Annotated in this window: 27 protein-coding genes and 1 riboswitch; of the genes, 14 read left to right on the plus strand and 13 right to left on the minus strand. The window is 57.2% G+C overall.

Annotated features, from left to right (window positions below; all coding sequences use genetic code 11):
* Nucleotides 1-6: 6 nt before the first annotated feature.
* A complete protein-coding gene (hpxW, locus tag ACLHV9_RS08780) occupies nt 7-1,590 on the minus strand; it encodes an oxamate amidohydrolase (RefSeq protein ID WP_108090270.1) in 1,584 nt (527 codons plus the stop codon).
* Nucleotides 1,591-1,732: 142 nt separating this feature from the next.
* Here hpxW and hpxU point away from each other — a divergent pair, with 142 nt between their 5' ends.
* The 7 genes from hpxU to hpxK all read left to right on the plus strand — a co-directional run bounded on the left by hpxU (nt 1,733) and on the right by hpxK (nt 8,073).
* On the plus strand, nt 1,733-2,572 hold the full coding sequence (hpxU, locus tag ACLHV9_RS08785) for a MurR/RpiR family transcriptional regulator HpxU (RefSeq protein WP_407220378.1): 840 nt from the start codon (nt 1,733-1,735) through the stop codon (nt 2,570-2,572).
* 191 nt (nt 2,573-2,763) lie between these two features.
* The gene (locus ACLHV9_RS08790; protein WP_108090269.1) at nt 2,764-3,546 is read left to right on the plus strand and encodes a transporter substrate-binding domain-containing protein; all 783 of its coding nucleotides are present in this window, start codon (nt 2,764-2,766) and stop codon (nt 3,544-3,546) included.
* 4 nt (nt 3,547-3,550) lie between these two features.
* Nucleotides 3,551-4,216: an amino acid ABC transporter permease gene (locus ACLHV9_RS08795; RefSeq protein WP_028019136.1), complete on the plus strand. Its 666-nt coding sequence runs from the start codon at nt 3,551-3,553 to the stop codon at nt 4,214-4,216.
* Entirely contained in the window at nt 4,216-4,872 is a 657-nt protein-coding gene (locus ACLHV9_RS08800) for an amino acid ABC transporter permease (RefSeq protein ID WP_032667002.1), read from the plus strand. Before ACLHV9_RS08795 ends, ACLHV9_RS08800 begins: the two co-directional genes overlap by 1 nt.
* On the plus strand, nt 4,853-5,590 hold the full coding sequence (locus ACLHV9_RS08805) for an amino acid ABC transporter ATP-binding protein (RefSeq protein WP_010429436.1): 738 nt from the start codon (nt 4,853-4,855) through the stop codon (nt 5,588-5,590). The genes ACLHV9_RS08800 and ACLHV9_RS08805 overlap by 20 nt, the downstream gene beginning before the upstream one ends.
* 15 nt (nt 5,591-5,605) lie before the next feature.
* Nucleotides 5,606-6,847: a pyridoxal-phosphate-dependent aminotransferase family protein gene (locus ACLHV9_RS08810; RefSeq protein ID WP_108090268.1), complete on the plus strand. Its 1,242-nt coding sequence runs from the start codon at nt 5,606-5,608 to the stop codon at nt 6,845-6,847.
* Nucleotides 6,844-8,073: an allantoate amidohydrolase gene (gene hpxK, locus ACLHV9_RS08815; RefSeq protein ID WP_108090267.1), complete on the plus strand. Its 1,230-nt coding sequence runs from the start codon at nt 6,844-6,846 to the stop codon at nt 8,071-8,073. The genes ACLHV9_RS08810 and hpxK overlap by 4 nt, the downstream gene beginning before the upstream one ends.
* Here the strand turns inward: hpxK and cybB are convergent.
* Nucleotides 8,066-8,617 carry a cytochrome b561 gene (gene cybB / locus ACLHV9_RS08820; protein WP_049008441.1) on the minus strand — a complete coding sequence of 184 codons (552 nt, stop codon included), beginning with the start codon at nt 8,615-8,617 and terminating at the stop codon, nt 8,066-8,068. The genes hpxK and cybB overlap by 8 nt on opposite strands.
* Nucleotides 8,618-8,712: 95 nt before the next feature.
* Entirely contained in the window at nt 8,713-9,714 is a 1,002-nt protein-coding gene (locus ACLHV9_RS08825; RefSeq protein ID WP_028019131.1) for a magnesium transporter, read from the minus strand.
* 60 nt (nt 9,715-9,774) lie between these two features.
* Nucleotides 9,775-9,944: riboswitch (M-box (ykoK) riboswitch) on the minus strand.
* 159 nt (nt 9,945-10,103) lie between these two features.
* Between ACLHV9_RS08825 and ACLHV9_RS08830 the strand changes: the two genes are divergently transcribed.
* The gene (locus tag ACLHV9_RS08830) at nt 10,104-10,607 is read left to right on the plus strand and encodes a DedA family protein (protein ID WP_108090265.1); all 504 of its coding nucleotides are present in this window, start codon (nt 10,104-10,106) and stop codon (nt 10,605-10,607) included.
* 1 nt (nt 10,608) lies between these two features.
* On the opposite strand, the gene ACLHV9_RS08835 is transcribed toward ACLHV9_RS08830, so the two are convergent.
* A complete protein-coding gene (locus ACLHV9_RS08835) occupies nt 10,609-11,358 on the minus strand; it encodes an SDR family oxidoreductase (RefSeq protein WP_108090264.1) in 750 nt (249 codons plus the stop codon).
* A gap of 100 nt (nt 11,359-11,458) precedes the next feature.
* Between ACLHV9_RS08835 and ACLHV9_RS08840 the strand changes: the two genes are divergently transcribed.
* On the plus strand, nt 11,459-11,818 hold the full coding sequence (locus ACLHV9_RS08840; protein WP_028019128.1) for a winged helix-turn-helix transcriptional regulator: 360 nt from the start codon (nt 11,459-11,461) through the stop codon (nt 11,816-11,818).
* A 1-nt stretch (nt 11,819) separates the two neighbouring features.
* Here ACLHV9_RS08840 and ACLHV9_RS08845 read toward each other — a convergent pair whose 3' ends face one another.
* Together ACLHV9_RS08845 and ACLHV9_RS08850 are read right to left on the minus strand one after the other, a co-directional pair.
* Nucleotides 11,820-12,614 carry an SDR family NAD(P)-dependent oxidoreductase gene (locus tag ACLHV9_RS08845; protein WP_407220379.1) on the minus strand — a complete coding sequence of 265 codons (795 nt, stop codon included), beginning with the start codon at nt 12,612-12,614 and terminating at the stop codon, nt 11,820-11,822.
* A gap of 126 nt (nt 12,615-12,740) precedes the next feature.
* Nucleotides 12,741-13,184, minus strand: coding sequence for a winged helix-turn-helix transcriptional regulator (locus ACLHV9_RS08850; RefSeq protein WP_108090262.1), 444 nt, complete (start codon nt 13,182-13,184; stop codon nt 12,741-12,743).
* 151 nt (nt 13,185-13,335) lie between these two features.
* On the opposite strand from ACLHV9_RS08850, the gene agp reads away from it, so the two are divergent.
* A complete protein-coding gene (agp, locus tag ACLHV9_RS08855) occupies nt 13,336-14,577 on the plus strand; it encodes a bifunctional glucose-1-phosphatase/inositol phosphatase (RefSeq protein WP_108090261.1) in 1,242 nt (413 codons plus the stop codon).
* 32 nt (nt 14,578-14,609) lie between these two features.
* Here the strand turns inward: agp and ACLHV9_RS08860 are convergent, their stop codons facing one another.
* Together ACLHV9_RS08860 and wrbA are read right to left on the minus strand one after the other, a co-directional pair.
* Complete coding sequence (locus ACLHV9_RS08860; protein WP_028019124.1) at nt 14,610-14,837, minus strand: YccJ family protein; 228 nt, start codon at nt 14,835-14,837, stop codon at nt 14,610-14,612.
* A gap of 18 nt (nt 14,838-14,855) precedes the next feature.
* A complete protein-coding gene (gene wrbA, locus ACLHV9_RS08865; RefSeq protein WP_028019123.1) occupies nt 14,856-15,452 on the minus strand; it encodes an NAD(P)H:quinone oxidoreductase in 597 nt (198 codons plus the stop codon).
* Between the two features lie 391 nt (nt 15,453-15,843).
* On the opposite strand from wrbA, the gene ACLHV9_RS08870 reads away from it, so the two are divergent.
* The 4 genes from ACLHV9_RS08870 (at nt 15,844) to ACLHV9_RS08885 (ending at nt 17,907) form a co-directional block, all read left to right on the plus strand.
* Nucleotides 15,844-16,014: a general stress protein gene (locus ACLHV9_RS08870; RefSeq protein ID WP_001273664.1), complete on the plus strand. Its 171-nt coding sequence runs from the start codon at nt 15,844-15,846 to the stop codon at nt 16,012-16,014.
* A 116-nt stretch (nt 16,015-16,130) separates the two neighbouring features.
* Entirely contained in the window at nt 16,131-17,048 is a 918-nt protein-coding gene (locus ACLHV9_RS08875) for a DMT family transporter (RefSeq protein ID WP_108090258.1), read from the plus strand.
* A 61-nt stretch (nt 17,049-17,109) separates the two neighbouring features.
* A complete protein-coding gene (locus tag ACLHV9_RS08880) occupies nt 17,110-17,379 on the plus strand; it encodes a DUF1778 domain-containing protein (protein ID WP_028019121.1) in 270 nt (89 codons plus the stop codon).
* A gap of 6 nt (nt 17,380-17,385) precedes the next feature.
* Nucleotides 17,386-17,907 carry a GNAT family N-acetyltransferase gene (locus tag ACLHV9_RS08885; RefSeq protein ID WP_108090257.1) on the plus strand — a complete coding sequence of 174 codons (522 nt, stop codon included), beginning with the start codon at nt 17,386-17,388 and terminating at the stop codon, nt 17,905-17,907.
* A 73-nt stretch (nt 17,908-17,980) separates the two neighbouring features.
* Here ACLHV9_RS08885 and rutG read toward each other — a convergent pair whose 3' ends face one another.
* From rutG to rutC, 5 genes are read right to left on the minus strand one after another with little or no spacing between them, the layout of a single operon-like run.
* Nucleotides 17,981-19,309 (minus strand): pyrimidine utilization transport protein G, encoded by a 1,329-nt coding sequence (gene rutG, locus ACLHV9_RS08890; protein ID WP_108090256.1) that lies wholly within the window; start codon nt 19,307-19,309, stop codon nt 17,981-17,983.
* A 21-nt stretch (nt 19,310-19,330) separates the two neighbouring features.
* Nucleotides 19,331-19,825, minus strand: a complete 495-nt coding sequence (rutF, locus tag ACLHV9_RS08895) for an NADH-dependent FMN reductase RutF (protein ID WP_108090255.1) — start codon at nt 19,823-19,825, stop codon at nt 19,331-19,333.
* Between the two features lie 9 nt (nt 19,826-19,834).
* Complete coding sequence (locus ACLHV9_RS08900; RefSeq protein ID WP_108090254.1) at nt 19,835-20,425, minus strand: malonic semialdehyde reductase; 591 nt, start codon at nt 20,423-20,425, stop codon at nt 19,835-19,837.
* Nucleotides 20,426-20,434: 9 nt separating this feature from the next.
* Complete coding sequence (gene rutD, locus ACLHV9_RS08905) at nt 20,435-21,235, minus strand: pyrimidine utilization protein D (protein WP_108090253.1); 801 nt, start codon at nt 21,233-21,235, stop codon at nt 20,435-20,437.
* 7 nt (nt 21,236-21,242) lie between these two features.
* The gene (gene rutC, locus ACLHV9_RS08910; RefSeq protein WP_028019115.1) at nt 21,243-21,629 is read right to left on the minus strand and encodes a pyrimidine utilization protein C; all 387 of its coding nucleotides are present in this window, start codon (nt 21,627-21,629) and stop codon (nt 21,243-21,245) included.
* Nucleotides 21,630-21,632: the final 3 nt, after the last annotated feature.

Raw genomic sequence — 21,632 nt, forward strand, 5'->3', positions numbered from 1 at the left:
TTCTCCTCAGAATCCGGCAGCCGCGCCGTTGCTGCGCGGGTCAAATGCCCCTTCGAACAGGCCGTTCGGGTGGCGGACAATCGCGCCCGCGTGGCCCATGGCTTCACTGAAGTCAGGGAATATTTCCACCTCATGACCCAGCGTCCGGAGCTGAGAAACCGTCTCAGCGGTAAAGCGGCCTTCCAGTTTTAACGTGTCCGAGGTTTGTCCCCAGGTGCGTCCCAACAGCCAGCGCGGGCGGGAGATGCTCTCCTGCAGCGGAACGCCCTGAACGACGTAGCGGGTAAAGAGCGTGGCCTGGGTTTGTGGTTGTCCGTCTCCGCCCATCGAACCGTAGACCATCACGCGCCCGTCGTTCAGCCGTGCCGCCGCCGGGTTGAGGGTATGGAAGGGCTGTTTGCCAGGGGCAAGCGCCAGAAGATGTTCGGGGTCGAGGCTGAAAGAGGCGCCCCGGTTCTGCCAGACGATGCCGGTATCGGGTAGCACCACGCCGCTGCCGAACTCGTGATAAATACTCTGGATAAACGACACGGCAAGCCCGCTGTTATCCATTACCCCCATCCACACCGTATCGCCGGGGCCTTTTCCGGTGCCCCACGGTGCGGCGCGGCTGTCGTCAATGTGTCCGGCAAGCGTCTGAAGGGCAGCGGGTTCCAGCAGGCTCTGGATATCGGTTTTCAGCTCACGCGGGTCGGTGATGTGGGCATCGCGCAGGCCAAAGGCCAGCTTGGTGGCTTCAACGATGCGGTGAATGGTTTCGGCGTCGTCGGCCTTCGCCATATTCAGGCGATCGGTGATGCCGAGTATCGCCAGTGAAACCAACCCCTGCGTCGGCGGGGCGAGGTTAAAGACTTCTCCCTGCTGATGCTGCAAGCGCAGCGGCGTGGTGCGCCGGGCGACGTGCGCGTTCAGGTCTGCAAGGGTCACGGGCAGGCCGAGTTTCGCCATTCCCCGCGCCAGGCACTCTGCCAGCGGGCCGCGGTAAAAGCTGTCCAGACCGTCCTCTACCAGGCGCGTCAGGGTCGTGGCCATGGCGGGCTGGTAAAAACGGCTCCCGACCTGCGGCGGTTTGCCGTCCACCAGCCAGGTTTCCGCGAATCCTGGGATCTCTTTCAGTTCCTCGAATTTGCTGGCCGTGGCGCTGGCCTGAGAGGCAGTGACCGGCGTGCCATTCTGCGCGTAATCAATGGCGTCGGCAAGCAGGCGGGACAGCGGTAGCGCCTTGCCGGTCATCTCGCGCGAGACCTTAAGCGCCTCGTCCCAGCCGCTGACCGTTCCGGCGACGGTCAGCGCCGCCTGAGGTCCGCGATGGGGAATATGTGCCAGCCCGTCGTAGGCGGCGAGCGTTGCCAGCGAACCCGCCGCACCGCTGGCGTCAATGGCGATCGGATCGCCTTCCGGCGGCACGATAAGCCAGAAGCCATCGCCACCCAGCCCGTTCATGTGCGGGTAAACCACGGCAACGGTGGCTGCCGCTGCGACCATCGCTTCTATCGCGCTGCCGCCTTCGCGCAGTACTGCCAGCGCGCTCTGGCTGGCAAGATGGTGGGGCGCAACGGCCATGCCGTGCGTGGAGACATTACTTTGCATGAAGCGTCCTCGTAACTCTGAAAGTCACAAGGTGCTGCAAAAGCTGTTCCAGTTCTGAAAGAAAAGTTTCAGTAAACTGGCACGTATAATGAAAGGTAGAATCAAAGGCAAAATGTGATGAAACAAAAGTTACAGAGGCGCTATGGAACAACTGGATGAACGTCTGAAAGCACAATACCCGTCACTGTCGCCGCAGGAGCAGCGGGTGGCGGATTTTATTTTCGATCACTTTGACGACCTGATTAGCTACAACAGCGCCGAGCTGGCGCAGCTCAGCGGGGTGTCGAAAGCCACCGTGAGCCGCCTGTTTAAGCGTCTGGGCTATGAGAAATATAAGGACATGCGCGACGAACTGCGCACGCTGCGCCAGAGCGGGATGCCGCTTACCGATAACCGTGACGCGGTGCAGGGTAATACGCTGCTGGCACGTCACTATAAACAGGAGATGGCGAACCTGACCCAGTGGGTCAATGCCCTCGACGCGCAGCAGTTTGCCGAGGCGATGGCCTGCATGGTGAAAGCGCGGCGCATTATCATTATTGGTATGCGTAACGCCTATCCGGCAGCCTTGCATCTCCGCCAGCAGCTGCTGCAGGCGCGCGGACAGGTGCTGGTGCTGCCGCAGCCCGGGCAGAGCCTGAGCGAGGAGCTGGTAGATTTAACCGCTGACGACCTGGTTATCATGATGGCTTTTCGCCGTCGCCCGCGTATTATCCGCCCGCTGATGCAGCAGCTTCAGCAAAGCGGAATTCCGGTGCTGCTGATGTGCGAGCCGCAGGCGCACAGCCTGTTTCCGCTGGCGAGCTGGCAGCTTTGCGCCCCGCTGGACAGCGTTTCGGCCTATGACAGCTATTCCTCGGTCAACAGCCTGATCAACCTGCTGGCGAATGCCTTCCTGCATGAGATTCTCGATAAAGGCCGTCCGCGCATTCACGAGATTGCCTCCCTCTACCAGCAACTGGACGAACTCGAACAACGATAATGGGGCATCAGGCTGGTGCTTTGCATCTAAATGGTGCATCAGGCGGGTCGGGAAAACACGCGTTTTTTCGACCCGCCTGCGTTTTATCAGGCTTTACAAGAATATTTCCCGCTTCGCCTTATCTGGCACATTAGTTGCAAAATCACATTCAAAGAATCTTTTGTTTCATGTTAACGTTACGGGGAAGCACCATGAAAAAACTGTTGATTGCACTGACCGGGGCCGTATGTCTCTTCACACAACTGCCCGCAAAGGCGGACCAGCTTCAGGATATTGAGAAACGCGGCACCATTCGCATCGCCGTTCCGCAGGATTTCCCGCCGTTTGGCTCGGTGGGGACCGATCTGCAGCCGCAGGGGTATGACATCGACATGGCGCGTTATCTGGCTAAACAGATGAAGCTCAAGCTACAGCTGGTACCCGTGACCAGCGCCAACCGCGTGCCGTACCTGCAAACCAATAAGGTGGATCTGGTCATTTCAAGCCTCGGTAAAAACCCGGAGCGCGAGAAGGTGATCGATTTTAGCCGCGCCTACGCACCGTTCTTCCTCGGCGTGTTTGGCCCGAAAGGGGCAGAGCTGAAAGATGCCGCCGCGCTGAGCGGAAAAACCATCGGCGTGACGCGCGGGGCGGTGGAGGACATGGTGCTTACCAGCCTGGCACCGAAAGACGCTGACGTGAAACGCTATGAAGACAACAACACCACGCTGTCTGCCTACCTTTCCGGGCAGGTGCAGTATGTGGCCACCGGCAACCTGGTGGTGGCGGCCATTTCCCGCCAGAACGCGGCTAAAGCCCCGGTACCGAGCTTTATGCTGAAGGACTCACCGTGCTTTATTGGGCTGAAAAAGAATGAACCGGCGCTGAAAGCAAAAGTGGATGCGTTGATTGAGCAAGGCATCAAAGACGGCACGCTGAACGGCCTGTCTGAGCAATGGCTGAAAGCTCCACTGCCGGCAAACCTTGGCGTCTGAGCCGATGACAGAGCAACTTCATTTCTCCGAACTCTGGCCACACTGGCCGGAGTTGCTGGCGGGGTTGTGGGTCACCATTCAACTGACCGTTATGGCAACTTTTGGCGGCCTGGCAATCGGTATTTTTGGGGCGGCCATTCGCAGCGGGCGGGCGACGTGGTTCAGCCGGATCTGGGGCGGTTACGTGGAGATTATTCGTAACACGCCGTTTGTGGTACAGCTGTTTTTTATCGTTTTCGGCCTGCCTAATCTGGGGCTGAAAATGACAGCCGGGGAAGCGGCACTGCTGGCGATGGTGGTGAATCTGGGGGCGTACAGCACCGAGATTATCCGGGCGGGTATTCAGGTCACGCCGAAAGGGCAGTGGGAGGCCGGACGCGTGCTGGGGCTCACCCGCCTGCAGACCTTTATTCGCGTGGTGTTGCCGCCTTCGCTGCAGCGCATTTACCCGGCGCTGGTGAGCCAGTGCATTATCGTAATGCTCGGCTCGTCGGTGGTGTCGCAGGTCTCGTATGAAGAGCTGACCTTCGCCGCCAACCTCATCCAGTCCCGAACGTTTTTGAGCTTTGAGGTTTACCTGGTGACAACCGGCATTTACTTAGCGCTGTCGATTACCCTGCGCCAGCTGATGATGGCGGCAGGACGGAAATGGCTGGGGGTGCAGGCATGATGACCACCTTTACCGACTGGGACATTATTCGCAACCTGCTGCTGGCCGGGCGCTGGACGGTGCTGCTGTCGCTGGTGGCGTTTGTCGGCGGGGCGGTGGTGACGCTGCCGCTCCTGCTGCTGCGCCTCACGGGTGGACGCACGGTCAGGCGCATCATCCGCGGCTATATCGAGCTGTTTCAGGGCACGCCGCTGCTAATGCAGCTATTCCTGGCCTTCTTTGGCGTGGCGCTGTTCGGCATCGACGTTTCGCCGTGGACCGCCGCCTCGCTGGCGCTGACGTTCTACACCAGCGCGTTTTTGCTCGATATCTGGTTTGGCAGTATTCGTGCCCTGCCAAAAGGACAGTGGGAAGCGTCGCGCTGTCTCGGGCTGACGTTTGGCCAGACGCTGTTTCGCGTGGTCGCCCCGCAGGCGCTACGTATCGGCATCGCCCCAACGGTCGGTTTTGCCGTGCAGGTGATCAAAGGTACTGCGCTGGCGTCGATTATCGGCTTTATCGAGCTGACCAAGGCCGGGACGATGCTGACTAACGTCACGTACCAGCCGTTTAAGGTCTTTGCGCTGGTGGCGCTGGGCTACTTTATTCTGTGTTATCCGCTGTCCCGCTACAGCCGCTATCTGGAGACGAAATTCAATGCCTCTCATCACCATTAATCAGGTGCAGAAGTACTACGGCGAAAACCACGTGCTCAAGGGGGTCGATCTGGATATCGACATGGGCCAGGTCATTTCGATTATCGGACGCAGCGGGTCGGGGAAAAGCACGTTGCTGCGCTGCATCAACGGTCTGGAAGGGTATCAGGACGGCAGCATCAAACTCGGCGGCATGACCATTACCGACCGGGATTCCCAGGCGCGTGAAATCAGCCGCTCGGTCGGTATGGTGTTCCAGAGCTTCAACCTGTTCCCGCACATGACGGCGCTGGAAAACGTGATGCTCGCTCCGCGTCGGGTGCTGAAGAAAAGCGCCGCCGAGTGTCGGGAGCTGGCGCAGCGCATGCTGGAGAAAGTCGGGTTGGGTGACCGTCTGGATTACTACCCGTCGAGCCTCTCCGGGGGCCAGCAGCAGCGCGTGGCGATTGCCCGCGCCCTGGCGATGTCGCCTAAAGTTTTACTCTGTGACGAGATCACCTCCGCGCTCGACCCGGAGCTGGTGGGCGAAGTGCTCAAGGTGCTGGAGCAACTGGCGGCCGAAGGGATGACGCTGATACTTGTTACCCATGAAATGAATTTTGCCCGCGAAGTGGGCGACCGCGTGGTGTTTATGCACCAGGGGAAAGTCTGGGAGCAGGGCGACAGCAAAACGCTGTTTGCTAACCCGCAGACCACAGAACTGAAACAGTTCATCTCTTCCGTGCGCGGCCTCAATTAACCTAAGGACACAAAGATGGACATCGCTCAATTTCCGCAAATCAACCCGCCGCAGCGCCTGCTGATGGGGCCGGGCCCGATCAACGCCGACCCGCGCGTGCTGCGCGCCATGTCGAGCCAGCTGATCGGCCAGTACGATCCGGCCATGACCCACTACATGAACGAGGTGATGGCGCTCTATCGCGGTGTATTCCGCACCGAAAACCGCTGGACGATGCTGGTGGACGGCACATCCCGCGCGGGGATAGAAGCGATTCTGGTGTCAGCCATTCGTCCAGGGGACAAAGTGCTGGTACCGGTCTTTGGCCGCTTCGGTCATCTGCTGTGCGAAATTGCCCGCCGCTGCCGCGCGGAGGTGCACACCATCGAAGTCCCCTGGGGCGAGGTGTTCACCCCAGACCAGGTTGAAGATGCCATCAAACGCATTCGCCCGCGCCTGCTGCTGACCGTGCAGGGCGATACATCCACCACCATGCTGCAGCCGCTCGCGGAGCTGGGTGCCATCTGCCGCCGTTACGACGTGCTGTTTTATACCGATGCCACCGCATCGCTCGGCGGTAACGCGCTGGAGACTGACGCCTGGGGGCTGGACGCGGTCTCGGCAGGGATGCAGAAGTGCCTCGGCGGTCCGTCGGGCACATCGCCGATCACCCTTAGCGCGCGAATGGAGGAGGCGATCCGCCGCCGCAAGTGCGTTGAGGAGGGCATTCGTACCGACGCCCACCGCGACGGCGACGAGGAGATGATCTACTCCAACTACTTCGATCTCGGTATGGTGATGGACTACTGGGGGCCAGAGCGTCTCAACCACCACACCGAAGCGACCACCGCGCTGTTCGGCGCCCGCGAATGTGCGCGTCTGATCCTGCAGGAAGGGCTGGATAACGGCATCGCTCGCCACAAGCTGCACGGCGATGCGCTGCTGAAAGGCATTCAGGCGATGGGGCTGGAAACCTTCGGCGACCTGCAGCACAAGATGAACAACGTGCTGGGGGTGGTGATCCCTCAGGGCGTGAATGGCGATCGGGTGCGCAAGCTGATGCTGGAGGATTTCGGGATTGAAATCGGTACGTCATTTGGCCCGCTGCACGGCAAAGTGTGGCGCATTGGCACTATGGGCTACAACGCGCGTAAAGACTGCGTGATGACCACCCTGAGTGCGCTGGAGTCGGTACTCAATTACCTGAAATTTACCACTACGCAGGGCGCGGCGATGCAGGCCGCGTGGGACCACTATCGCAGTGAGACCCCAGAATGAGCCCGGCGGCAGAACGGGTGATGGCGCGCGCCGACGCGCTGGCCGCCATCAGCGAAAGCCCGGATGCGCTGACACGGGTGTATCTCTCCGCGCAGCATTTACAGGCCAACCAGCTGGTTGGGCTGTGGATGAGCCAGGCGGGGATGACCGTCTGGCAGGACAGCGTGGGTAATATTTGCGGACGTTACGAAGGCGAGCGAGAGGGCGCCCGGGCGGTGTTGCTGGGTTCGCACCTGGACACCGTGCGCAATGCCGGGCGCTACGACGGCATGCTTGGGGTGCTCACCGCCATCGAAGTGGTGGACAGTCTGCATCAGCAGGGGATTCGCCTGGCGCAGGCTATCGAGATTGTTGGCTTTGGCGACGAAGAAGGCACCCGCTTTGGCATCACGCTATTAGGTAGCCGTGGTCTGACGGGAACCTGGCCGCAGGGCTGGCTGGAGACGTGCGATGCCGGTGGCATCAGCGTGGCGCAGGCGATGGTGCAGGCAGGACTCGATCCTTCACGCGTGGCAATGGCGGCGCGACATCAGGACGATTTCAGCGCATGTCTCGAGTTGCATATCGAACAGGGGCCGTGTCTGGAGCAGGAAGGTCTGGCGCTGGGGGTGGTGGAAGCCATTAACGGCGCACGCCGCCTCAATTGTCGCTTCATCGGTGAAGCCGGCCATGCCGGGACCGTACCCATGAATCATCGCAAAGACGCACTGGCGGCGGCCGCTGAATGGATGATGCAGGTTGAAAACGCCACTCTGCAACACGGCGGTAATCTGGTCGCGACGGTCGGTGAGCTGCGCTGTTTTCCCGGTGCGGTGAACGTGATCCCCGGCGAGGTTGCGCTTTCGCTGGATATTCGTGGCCCGCAGGATGCGCCGCTTGATGCGCTGCTCGGTGAACTGCTGTTGCAGGCGCAGTCGATAGCGGCCCGACGCGGGATGCATTTTGCTGCCGAAGAGTTTTACCGCATCGCCGCCACGCCGTGCGATACGCGTTTGCAGCGTCTGCTGGGGGAGGCCGTTGAGTCGGTACAAGGGCGCTCGTTATCCCTGCCCAGCGGTGCCGGGCATGACACTATCGCCCTGGCGGAGCGCTGGCCGGTCGGGATGCTGTTCGTGCGTTGCAAGGGGGGCATCAGCCACCATCCGGCGGAGTCGGTGATGGCTGAAGATGTCGCGCTGGCGATTGAGGCGTTTGGGCTCGCGGTCACATCGCTGGCGTCTATTTAGTGTTTTTCCGGGTTCGTAATGCGGGCAGCATCCTTTCCAGGGTGTTGTCATGCATGACGTAATGGTGAAACAGCGCAGCGGCAGCGTGCAGACCAATCAGGTAATAACCGGCATTGGCGATGATCTCATGGACCTCTTTCAGCCCGTGTTGCAGGTTCACGTCTGGTGTGGCCGCGACGGGCAGTGCGATCCCGAAAAACGACCACTCAATCTGACCGAAGTAAAGAGAGGCCATGCCCAGCAGAGGAAGTGAAATGAACATCAGGTAGATCAATCCGTGAAGGGATTTTGAGGCAATCTCCTGCCAGCGTGGCGGGGCAGGAACAATATCCGGATCGCTGTTTCGCAGCTTCAGCACCACTCTGAGGATCATCAGCAGCAGAACGCTTAGCCCTGCCGTGTAGTGGATCAGCCCCATAGTGGTTCGCGCGGGTGTTCCCTTCGGTGCGAACCCTTTCAGGTTCATGGTGGCATAGGCGACGATAATCACCAGTAGGACCAGCCAGTGAATTATTATCTGGCTTCGTGCGTAGCTGTTTTTCATTTTTAACTCACCTTACAGGGTTATAAGGTGAGTTATAGAAGAAATAACTTAAGCAGACATTAACGGTCTTAGCCTGGACGACAAGGCGCGTTAAATTACTCCAGCCCCAGCGTATATTGCGCGATCTTGAAATAGATAATCAGCCCGGTACCGTCGATCAGCGTGGCGATAAACGGCGCGGAGACGACGGCCGGATCAATGCCACAGCGCTTAAGCACCATCGGAATGACGGACGAGACAATCGCACTCCACAGCGTAATGCAGACCAGGGTCAAACTGACGATGAGCGTGATTTCCATCCCAATACCCATCATCCAGGCACGAATACACCCGGCCAGGCCGAGCGTGGCGGCTATCATCAGCGAGGTGCTCATCTCTTTACGCAGCACGCGGCCAACATCACGCAGATGCACTTCCCCCAGCGCCATGGCGCGCACCAGCGTGGAGGTGATCTGCGTTCCGCTGTTACCACCGGTACCAATCAGCAGCGGGATAAAGAACGCCAGTGCGATGGCGGATTCCAGCGCCTCTTCAAAATGCTGGATCACCGAGCTGGTGTAAGCTTCTGCGACAAACAACAGCAGCAACCAGACGGAGCGTTTCTTCCACAGACTGAAGGCGCTGGTTTCCAGATAGGGTTTCTCCAGCGGCAGCGTTGCCCCCTGAAGCTGAGCATCTTCGGTGACGTCATCTTCCAGCAGATGCGCAATTTCGCGCTCGGTGAGGCAGCCAACCAGCTTTCCATGGGTGACCACGGGCACGACATCCGCACCACCGTGTGCCAGCAGGCCTGCGACATCGGCGCGTTCATCCTCCGGTTTGACCTGCAGAAACTGCGAGATCATCAGCGCTCTCACCGGTTGTACCGTATCGGTGGTCTGCAATAATTTGCGCACCGCAATCATGCCCGCCAGGCGACCATTATCTTCAATAAAAATATGTGACGGAATATCATCATCTTTTAATTTCTCAAAGAATTGCTCGCGTGCCAGCGCCACGCATAATGAAATATCGAGGACAATAAAATCGGTATTCATATATTGCGCGATGGCGCTGTCATTGAATGCCAGGTTTTGGTTGTGAATAGCGTAAGACATAGTGAATTCCCTTTGAATAATAAAATCTCTCAGGGGCGAGCAAGACAGGGCATGTCGAAGAGGAGATCCCCACGTCCTGGTTTCAGCACTGTACACCGTATCCCGCGAGGGAAGTTATACTGACAAAGCCTTGATTCGACAGTGCCTGTTTTACCCTGTGCCGGTTCTCTCGAACCCACCAGAGCGATAACGTGTATTTGTACAGGAGCCTCGCCATAACGAGATCGTTGTAAAACGAAAGAAATAATACGCTTATTTTATTTTACCGCTCAGGATTTTAAATAATGTTTAAGAATGGTTTAGGAGAATCTTATTAATGGAATGTTGAAGGTTTATTTAAGGTTGTTCATTTTAAATGGAGAGTGAAAAGAAAAATGGAGGAGGGGAAAATGACATGGCTCGACAATCTGCTGAATCATTTTGCGCTTTATCCGGCACACCTTTTTGCGGTGTTGTTTATCATGGCACTGAGTAAATCGACGGTGCTGATCTCTTCCGTGCTGCCGCCTGCCTCGGTGATGCTATTGGCGGGCATTACCGTCAGCCAGGCTAGCATGCATCCTGCGCTGGCATGGCTGGCCGTGGTGATGGGCGCAACGGTGGGTTCGGTGCTGAATTACCATATCGGTCAGTTGATGGGGAACACGCGGTGGGTGGCACGCTTCACCGCAAAACATGCCGGCAAATTTTTAGAGGTGCAACATCAGCTACAGAAAAACGGCGTGCTGGTGCTGTTCACTGCGCGTTTTCTGGCGGTGTTGCGCTATATCGTGCCGCTGGCAGCGGGTATGCTCAGGCTTAACGTGGCGAAGGTTTACGTTGTCAGTCTGTTCTCTGCGGCCGTATGGGCGGCGCTGTACGTCGGCATTGTTACCGGCATCAGCGCCTTTTGAACTACAGGTTTCCTGTTCCGCCGTCGACCAGCAGTTCCGTACCTACCGTATAGCTCGATTCGTCAGAGGCCAGATAGAGTGCGGCTTTCGCCAGCTCTTTCGGCGTCCCCATTCTTCCCAGCGGGACCAGGTTTGCAATATCCCCCTGTAAGGCTTTCTGCGCTTCGTCGCTTAACCCCAGCTTGTTGAGCGCCGGGGTTTCTACCGGACCCGGGCTTAAACCGTTGACGCGAATGCCGCGCGACAGCAGCTCTGCTGATAGCGTTCGGGCCAGCGACAGTAAGCCCGCCTTGCTTGCCGCATAAACGCTGCTGGTGGGCAGACCGATACGTGCGCTCACGGACCCACAGAGGATCACCGAGGAAGGATTATTGAGCAGCGGTAGCAGGGCCTGAATCAAAAAAAACGGCCCTTTCAGGTTGATGCGCATCAGACGATCCCAGGCATCTTCCTGCCACTCTTCCAGCAGACCGTGCGTCACGTCTCCGGCGTTGATAAAGACGGCATCCAGCCGCGGCCAGCGGGAGGCGAGCGTCTCCGTCAGCGCTTTTTGTGCGGTGATATCTCCCGCGTCAGAGGGGAGCACCCAGGCTTTGTCGCCCAGAATGCGTTGCGCTTCGGCAAGGGTTTCCGGATGACGTCCGGTGACGGCCACGTGCGCCCCTTCGGCGATAAACTCCTGCGCGGTGGCAAGGCCTATGCCGCTGGTTCCGCCGGTAATCAGCGTATATTTACCTGCTAAACGACCCATGTTCTTCTCCTGAAATGACTCTGGAGAAAGCACTATAGAAACGTTAGTATCGAAAGGAAACCAGGTACCGTTTGGATACTAATGAGGCAAGAGGTGTGCGATGGCGGAATTACTCGATGTTCCCGGCGAAAAAAAATCTGACGTTTATCTGTGTCCGATGACCCAGTTTGTGAACCTGATTTCGGGTAAATGGGCGATCCCGATCCTCTATCGCCTGATTGTGTTGAATACACCGGTTCGCTTTGGCGATCTGCTGCGCGCCGCCGCTCCCATTACGCAAAAAGAGCTAACGAAACAATTGCGTTTGTTCGAGCAGCGCGGGCTGGTGTCGCGCACGATTTACCCGGAGATCCCGCCGCGTGTGGAGTATCAGATAACTGAACTGGGGTTAACCCTACAGGGCGCGCTCTCGCCGCTGGCCGCCTGGATGCGTGAATACGGCGACCAGCTCAAACGATAGACTACTGTTTGACATAGCGCGGTGCAGGAATACCGGTGCGCGCGCTGTTAAACAGCTCAAGACGTGCGACTTCGTAGCGTTCCCACAGGCTGACGTCATGCATCGGTGGAATGGTGATCAGCTCACCCTGAGCCAGACCCGCCAGCGATGCGTCGACCATATCGTCGGTCGTCATCACCGAGCCTTCCGGCAGATCGTTAACCGTCACGCCAGAATGACTCCAGATCTCTGTAGCCGTGGCGGCAGGTAAAACAGCCTGAATACGCACATTGCTGTCGGCAAACTCTTCCTGTAGTCCGCGGGTAAAGCTAAGCCCCCACGCCTTGGTGGCACTGTACAGCGCGCTACCCGCCCGCACATGCAGGGACAATACCGAGGCGATATTGATCAGCGTACCGCGATTGTTTTGCGCCAGACGCGGCAGGATCGCATACGTCAAACGCATCAATGCCGTGGTGTTAAGGGTATTAATCGCCTGATGCTGCGCCACATCGCCCGAGAGGAAGGGCGCCATCTGCGCCGTGCCTGCGTTGTTAATCAGCGTGTCGATAGCGGTATTGCTGCGCAATTCCTCTTCCACGGCGCGGATCCCGGTTTCCTCGGTAAGATCGGCGACCAGAATATCGACAGATACGCCATAGCGCTTGCGAAGATCCGCGGCCAGCGTTTGCAGACGTGCTTCACGTCGGGCGACCAGCACCAGATTGGTACCACGTGCAGCAAGACGATCGGCATAAACAGCGCCAATTCCGGAAGAGGCGCCAGTAATCAGGGCGGTAGTGAGTTGCGTAGTCATCGTGTGTTACCTCTGAGCAAAGTGGGTTATTTGGTTTCAATATGAAACTTAATTTACTCTCTGCTATTTGGTTTTATAATGCAACCATTTTGCTGGCGATTTTTTGTTTTTGCCTGGCGAGGCGGGTCAGGAAGGAAGTTTTGGCACGATCTCTTCAGGTGTCAGTTCGCGGCCATCGTCGGCGATAAGTGCCAGTTTACGCAGAGGTTTACGCTGTTCGGTATCGACCAGCACGGTGCCGAATTCGTTTTCAGCAAACAAAAATTCATTGCCCCACTGCGACAGAGCAACCAGTACCGTCTGCAGGGCGCGCCCTTTATCGGTCAGGACATACTCCTGCCAGGCGCTGCCGTCAGATGCCGGCTGGAGCGTGAGGATACCTTCGTCGACCAGCAGTTTCAGACGCGTGGTCAGCATGTTTTTCGCAATACCGAGGCTTTTCTGGAACTCACCGAAGCGCGTGATACCCCGCAACGCGTCGCGAACAATCAGCAATGACCACCAGTCGCCGATGATATCCAGCGAACGGGCTACAGGGCAGGTGCTCTCTTCAAGACGGGTACGTTTCACAGTCAATTCTCCGGCGGGGTATGGTTTTATTATAAAACTAATCTGTCTACCGGGTAAGTCTGTTATTCATCAGTTTGAGAAATGCTTCCCGGAAAAGTGTCACGAATCTGTCACACTAAACGCGACATTTAAAACGAGTGAGGAATTAGGGATGAGAAAAGCACTACTCGCGCTGGCAATCGCCGGTTCCATTTCAGCGACATTTGGCGTGCAGGCGCAAGAGACGCCGGAAGGGTATCAGCTGGAGCAAGTTTTAATTATGAGTCGTCATAACCTACGCGCGCCGCTCGCCAATAACGGCAGCGTACTGGAACAATCGACGCCGAAGCAGTGGCCGGAATGGGAGGTACCAGGCGGTCAGCTCACCACCAAAGGTGGCGTGCTTGAAGTCTACATGGGCCATTACATGCGGGAATGGCTGGCTGAGCAGGGGATGGTGAAGACGGGAGAATGTCCGCCAGCGGATAGCGTCTACGCCTATGCCAACAGCCTGCAACGTACCGTTGCCACCGCGCAGTTCTTCATCACGGGGGCCTTCCCTGGATGCGATATCCCTGTGTATCACCAGGAAAAAATGGGCACCATGGATCCGACCTTTAATCCGGTGATTACCGATAACTCGCCTGAGTTCCGCGAAAAAGCGCTGAAGGCGATGGAAGCGGAACGGCAGAAAATGCAGCTCGGAGAAAGCTATAAGCTGCTGGAGCAGATGACCAATTATGCTGATTCGCCGTCCTGCAAAGAGAAGAAAATATGCTCGCTGGCGGACGCGAAAGATACCTTCAGCGCAGACTATGAAAAAGAGCCCGGCGTATCCGGACCGTTGAAAGTGGGGAACTCGCTGGTCGATGCGTTTACGCTGCAGTATTACGAAGGTTTCCCGGCCGATAAGGTGGCCTGGGGAGAAATCAAAACCGACCAGCAGTGGCGCGTGTTGTCGAAGCTGAAGAACGGCTATCAGGATTCGCTGTTTACCTCCACCGAAGTGGCGCAAAACGTGGCGAAACCGCTGGTGAAATATATCGACAAAGCCCTGGTGACCGATCAGGCCAAAGCGCCAAAAATCACCGTGCTGGTGGGGCATGATTCGAACATTGCTTCGCTGCTCACCGCGCTGGATTTCAAACCGTATCAACTGCACGACCAGCAGGAACGTACCCCGATTGGCGGCAAGATTGTCTTCCAGCGCTGGCATGACAAAAATGCCAATCAGGAGCTGATGAAAATTGAGTATGTCTATCAGAGCTCGGAGCAGCTGCGAAACGCCAGCGTGCTGTCGCTGCAGTCTCCGGCGCAGCGCGTGACGCTGGAACTGAAGGGATGTCCGGTTGATGCCAACGGTTTCTGTCCGGTCGATAAATTCAATGCGGTAATCAACAACGCGGCGAAATAGAAGATACCCCCCGCCCTGGCGGGGGGATTGTTTCAGACGTTTTTACGTTCGATGGTTTGCTCACCCCAGAAGAGCGCATCTTTGTCCGTCTTTTCAAAGGCGCGCATTAGCACTTCATCGCTGCCTTCTTCCCAAATCTGCTCTGCCAGCTTCTCGTCATATTTTGCGACTTCAAAAATGGCTTCGGCAATCTCCGGAGAGGTATTGCGTAAACTTGCCCATTCACCCACGCGGTGGGCTTTTGATTCTTGAGTAGGCATACTTGTCCTCCTGTTGGGTTAGCCGTTCAGTTTTTTGGCGAGACCTGCGACATATTCACCCTGATAGCGGGCGATAGTGAGCTCTTCATTGCTCGGCTGTCGGGAGCCATCGCCACCGGCAATGGTGGTTGCACCGTAAGGTGTCCCGCCACGTACCTGAGAAACATCAAATAACTCCTGTGCGCCGTAGCCAATCGGCACGATCACCATTCCGTGATGAGCAAGGGTCGTCCAGGTTGAGGTGATGGTTTGTTCCTGGCCGCCACCGGTTCCGGTGGAGCTGAAGACGCTGGCAAGCTTGCCGTACAATGCGCCTGAGGCCCATAACCCGCCGGTTTGATCGAGGAAGGTGCGCATCTGGCCGGACATATTGCCAAAGCGGGTGGGTGTCCCGAAGATAATGGCATCGTAATCTGCCAGCTCCTGAGGCGTGGCGACCGGGGCATTTTGCGTTTTCCCCCCGGCCTTCGCGAAGGCTTCTGCCTGCATGGTTTCCGGTACGCGCTTCACCACAACCTCAACGCCATCCACCCTGTTTGCACCTTCTGCTACCGCGTGAGCCATGGTTTCGATGTGTCCATACATGGAATAATAGAGCACCAGAACTTTTGCCATTTTGCATCACTCCTCGTTTGTTTTTTCTGGCAGCGGATCGCTGCGTTCATTTAAAGATATGCCATCACAGCCATACTGCAAAAATGAACGGCATTTCTTTGATTTATAACAAAATGGATGAGAAAACGCTTTGTAGCAAAATGAAACAACTTTTTGGCGGTCGATTTTTGAAACGATAAGAAAGGCTTATTAATGGCCGTTACGCAATCTCATACGAAAGGCTGAGATCATGTTGCAGGATATTACCTGTGACTTGCCTGATCGCCTCACTCCACTAAGCTTAGTCTCACGTGACACAGATAAAGGTACTCACCTGGTGTCGCGAGGTGAAAGAATCCTCTTTTACTGAATGCAATATGATGTCTAATGTTTCACATCCTGGAGGTTAGAGATGGCAAACCATCGTGGTGGTTCAGGTAATTTCGCTGAAGACCGTGAAAGAGCATCAGAAGCAGGTCGTAAAGGTGGCCAGTCCAGCGGGGGTAACTTCAAAAATGACCCTCAGCGCGCATCAGAGGCTGGCAAAAAAGGGGGTAAAAACAGCCATGGCAGTAACAAGTAATACGCCGGGCTTGACCCCTGCCGCCGGGTTTCCCGGCGGTTTTTTTATTTCTGCAACATTGAACTGTAACCAAAGGCAACGCACACTACAGAATTGAGTTTAATTTCTGGTGCCGCATGTCTGTCTCACGCTTCAAATTCTCCGTTAAACCGCAGGAAGCCATCCTCATTCTTATCACCATGTTTTGGGGCGGGACCTTTCTGGCCGTCCAGTACGCGGTGACCCTCAGCGATCCGTTCTTTTTTGTTGGTCTGCGCTTTGCGACGGCAGCGATTGCCGTGGGGCTGATATCGCTTAAAACGCTGCGTGGACTGACGCTTAAAGAGCTTAAGGCGGGCATCGCAATCGGGGTGGCAATTGCGATGGGCTACAGCCTGCAAACGTGGGGGTTACAGACGATATCCAGCAGTAAATCGGCGTTTATCACCGCCATGTATGTACCGCTGGTGCCGTTACTGCAGTGGCTGTGTCTTGGGCGACTACCGGGATTGATGTCCTGTATTGGTATCGTACTGGCGTTTATTGGTCTGATTTTACTTGCCGGGCCGGAAAACAACCTGCTGGCACTGGGGCCGGGGGAGATCATCACCCTGGTGGGAGCCATTGCCATTGCGGCGGAAATTATTCTGATCAGCGCCTGGGCGGGCAAGGTTGACGTTAAGCGCGTGACGGTGGTGCAGCTCGCTACGGCATCGCTAGTGGCGTTTGCGGCGATGGTTCCGGCAGGGGAGTCTGTGCCGCCGATGTCCACCGGGTTGATTGTGGTCGCGCTGGGGTTGGGCATCTTTAGCGCCATTATTCAGGTCACTATGAACTGGGCGCAGCGCAGCGTATCCCCGACGCGGGCGACGGTGATCTACACAGGAGAACCCGTCTGGGCCGGGATTTTCGGGCGTCTCGCTGGAGAACGTTTACCGCTGCTGGCGCTGGTTGGTGCGGCGTTTATCGTCGTTGGGGTGTTGGTGAGTGAGCTAAAGCTCCGCAAGCGCCAAAAAGAGGTGAGTGATTTGACGGTTGAAAAAGGTTTTGATTGAAAAAATGCACAGATTTCTCCAGGATATGTACGGACAAATACCGTACATAGAAAAGTAAATCATGCCAGCACTTAAAAAACAGCGTATCGATCTTCGCTTAACCGACGAAGACAAAACAATGATTGAAGAAGCGGCGGCGATGACGAATCAAACGATCACCCAGTTTATGGTGAACAGTGCTTCGGAACGTGCTGCAGAAGTCATCGATCAGCATCGACGTCTCGTATTAAACGAAGCATCGTGGAATGCCGTAATGGATGCCATCGACAATCCACCCGAGCCGAATGAACGCCTGAAGCGAGCCGCAAAGCGTCTAAAAAACATGGAGTGAAGCGTCGTGGAAAATCTCACGATCGAAATGTTTTCAGAGGGAACCGAATACGCTTTCGAGGATTTCGATTGTGGTGAGCCCTCGCTAAATGCCTTCCTGAGAGAGCATCTGGTGCGCCAGCACAATGGGCGCATTCTGCGCGGCTATCTGCTAAAAGATCGTGACCATCCACACGTGCTGGGCTACTACACGTTGTCTGGAAGTTGCTTTGAAAAAGCGATGCTCCCTTCTAAGACGCAGCAGCGCAGGATCCCCTATACCAACGTACCCAGTGTGACTCTGGGACGTTTAGCTGTTCATAAAACACTACAGGGAAATGAGTGGGGGACAACACTCGTTACGCATGCTATGCGGGTTGTTTACCTGGCTTCACAGGCTGTGGGTGTGCATGGCCTTTTTGTTGATGCGCTTAATGAGCAGGCAAAAAGGTTCTATCTGAAGCAAGGTTTTATCCCCCTGCAAGGGGATAACAGTAATTCTCTGTTCTTCCCTACAAAATCTATTGAACGATTGTTTGAGCAAGAGTGATTACGCTACATCCTGTTGTTCTTACTGAACATGCAGGTCGGGTAAGGCGTAGCCATTACCCGACATACAGGTTTCACGACTCCTGATGCACGACCTCGCCCTGCGGTGCGGCTGCTTTCCGGCGGCTCAGCAGGGCGTTAAGCATAATCGCCCCGAAGGTCGCCGTACCTATTCCGCCAATCGTAAACCCGCCCAGCGTCAGGGCAAAATCGCCCGCGCCCAGTACCAGCGTGACCGCCACCATAATCAAGTTGCTGTTCTGGCTGAGATCGACGCGATGCTGTACCCAGATACGCGCGCCGGCCACAGCGATAAGCCCAAACACCACAATGGATGCCCCGCCAATCACCGGCGACGGAATGGTGTGGATCAAAGCCCCGAATTTCGGCGAGAAACCGAGCAGCATGGCCATCACCGCTGCCGCCACAAAGACCAGTGTCGAATAGACTTTAGTCACCGCCATCACGCCGATATTCTCGGCATAGGTGGTCACGCCACTGCCGCCCACCGAGCCGGAGAGCATAGTCGCCAGCCCGTCACCGACAAATGCGCGGCCCATATACGGGTCCATACTGCGCCCGGTCATCCCCGCCACTGCTTTCAGGTGGCCTAAGTTCTCTGCCACCAGGATCACCGCCACGGGCGCGATGAGCATCATCGCCTGGGTGTTAAAGGTGGGAGAGGTGATCTGCGGCATGCCGAACCAGGCAGCCTGATGAAGCAGGGTAAAATCGACCGGTTTGCCAAGGCTAAAAACGTTCGCCAGCAGGGCATAGACCAGGCAGGCGACAATCAGCCCGACCAGAATCAGCAGCCGCTGGATCATCCCCCGGGTGAACACCGCCACCAGACCGATACAGAGCACGGTGATCACCGCCATCCAGCTTTCAAACGGCGAGCCGGAAACACTTCTGACCGCAATTGGCGCGAGGTTCAGACCAATCGCCATCACCACCGCCCCGGTCACGACGGGCGGCATCATGCGTTCGATCCAGCGTGTTCCGATCTTCATCACCACCAGACCGATCAGGGTGTAGACCAGACCGCAGGCGATGATGCCGCCGAGGGCCACGCTCAGGTTAGGGTTGATCCCCTGGCCGTTAAACCCGGTGGTGGCGATGACCACCCCCACAAAAGCGGCGCTGGAGCCCAGATAGCTGGGGACGCGCCCGCCGGTGACAAAAAAGAACAACAGCGTACCGATACCTGACATCAAAATGGAGAGATTGGGGTCAAGCCCCATTAGCATCGGCATCAGCACCGTGGCGCCAAACATCGCGACCGCGTGCTGGATGCCCATCACCAGGGTTTGCCCGAGAGGGAGCCTTTCATCCGGCGCGACCACGCCAGGTTCTGTGGAGGTCGATTTCAACTGCCAGTGGGGAAATCCGAACATTGCCATGAGCTGTCTCCTTAAGGAGGGTTAACAGGCGGGTCGCATAAGCGCGTGGTAGCCGCGGTCGAACCACACCAGCCCTTGCGGCGCGGGGTGGCGAATAATCGAAACAATGTCGCAAAACAGGATGTCGTGGGTACCCACGCTGACCACCTGGCTGATACGGCAGTCAAACGAGGCCAGCGCCGCTTCCAGACGCGGACAACCCGTGTCGCCCGTCTGCCAGCGGGCGGCGGCAAAACGTTCGTCCATGGGGGTTTTACCACCAAACAGGTTGGATAGCGGCTCTTGCCCGGCGCTCAGGGTATTCACGCAAAGCGTGCGGTTTGCGCTAAAGGTCGGCCAGACCGATGCGCCACGGTTCAGGCACACCAGCAAAGTGGGCGGTGAATCCGTGACGCTGCACACGGCGCTGGCGGTGAAGCCTGCCATCCCTGCCGGGCCGTCGGTGGTGATGATATTGACTGCTGCCCCGACGCAGGCCATGGCGTCGCGAAAGGTTTGTTTATCCGGTACTGTCATCATCGCTCCTTACGCCAGCCCGCAGGCATCGTCGAAGTCCAGACGCGGCAGGCGTCCGTAAAGTTTGTTCGTATCACCATAGCCAATGTTGATCAGCAGATTGCTTTTAAGCGTTGTGCCGGTGAAAAAGGCCTCATCGACTTTTTGTCGGTCAAAGCCGGACATTGGGCCGGTATCCATCCCCAGGGCACGACAGGCAAAAATAAGGTATGCGGCCTGCATTGAGCTGTTGCGAAAGGCGGTCTCTTCGGCAAGTGCCGGGCTTGAGGTAAACCAGCTTCTGGCATCGCCATGCGGGAACAGTTCGGGCAGGCGCTCGTAGAATTCCCCGTCCCAGGCCACAATGGCTGTAACCGGGGCGGTGAGGGTTTTCTCCAGGTTGCCGCTGGAGAGGGCCGGGCGCAGCTTCTCTTTTCCCTCTGCACTTCTTACAAACACAATCCGCGCCGGGGAGCAATTGGCGGACGTGGGTCCCCATTTCATCAGGTTGTAGATCTCGCGCAGCGTCTCGTCGCTGACCGGAATGTCCTGCCAGCCGTTGTGAGTGCGCGCGCCAGTAAATAACGTCTCCAGCGCGGTGGGGTTAATGGCTTCGCTCATCAAAACTCCTTATAAAGCGGGTTCAGGGCTGTGCAGCAGGCTGGCAAGCCCGTTCAGCAGCAGGGTGTTAAAGATGTCAGGTTCGGTGACATTGCAGGCATGGCCGCCCTGGCGCATCACCGCCTTGTGGCTGTGTGGGATCGCTACCTGCAGTTCCGTGGAACACACCGAGGGCACCAGCATGTCGTCAACGGAACAGATGATGTGTACCGGGCAGCGAATGCGTGCGGCGTGGCGGCTGAAGTCGGCCTTTTTCAGTGCGTCCAGCCTGCGCAACAGGTTGGCTTTGCCCTGAAAGTGGGCCAGCGCCAGGGCGTCTTCTGCCTCAAGACGCGGCGCGCGGGCGGCCATCCAGTCAGCCGGGTAGAGGAACAGCGGCTGTGCCTCTACCCACGCTTGCGCACCACCCGCATGCAGCAGACGCTCGCGGATCTGAAAGCAGCGGCGGGTATGGGCGTTTAGGGTCAGCCAGCCGTTGACGCACACCAGCGCAGTCAACGATTCTGGTTTATCGAGCGCCAGCTGCAGACCCACCAGCGCTCCCAGCGCATGGCCTACCACGCAGTAGCGCGCGATCCCGGCATCATTCAGCGCCTGCGCCAGCTCGTCGGCCATCTCAGCAAGGCTATAACCTTCCGGCAGGGTGGCGGGATTATTGCCCGTACCGCGCTGGTCATAGCACACCACCTGATACTCCTTCTCAAGTGTGGCCAACTGGGGCAGCCAGTAGCTGCCGCTGCCGCCGAGTCCGGCAATCAGCACCACCACGGGCGCCCCCTCATACGGGGGCTGTGAGACAGAGAGTTTCATGGCGGCCTCACTTCGCGATGTGTGCAACGGACGCAATCTCAACGAGCGCCTCCGGCTTCACCAGCCCGCACTGAATGCAGAACCGGGCCGGTTTATCACCGGGGAAGAACTCCGCGTAGATTTCGTTAATCGCGGCGTAGTTTTTCCAGTCGGTGATAAAGATGCTGTTGAAGGTCACATCCTCCATGGTGCCACCCGCTGTTTCGATCACATTTTTGATCGTCTCCAGCACGTGGCGCGTTTGCGCCTTTGGGTCGTTGATAAACACCACGTTATTGTCTTTATCAAATGGCAGCGTGCCGGAGACATACACCACGCCATCGGCAAGGGTGCCGGGAACAAACGGAGCAATCGGCGTGCTGGTGCCAGCGGGGATGATTACGGATTTCGGCATCAT

It is taken from the genome of Enterobacter sp. CPE_E890 (assembly GCF_046521475.1).
Classification (GTDB): Bacteria; Pseudomonadota; Gammaproteobacteria; order Enterobacterales; family Enterobacteriaceae; genus Enterobacter; species Enterobacter adelaidei.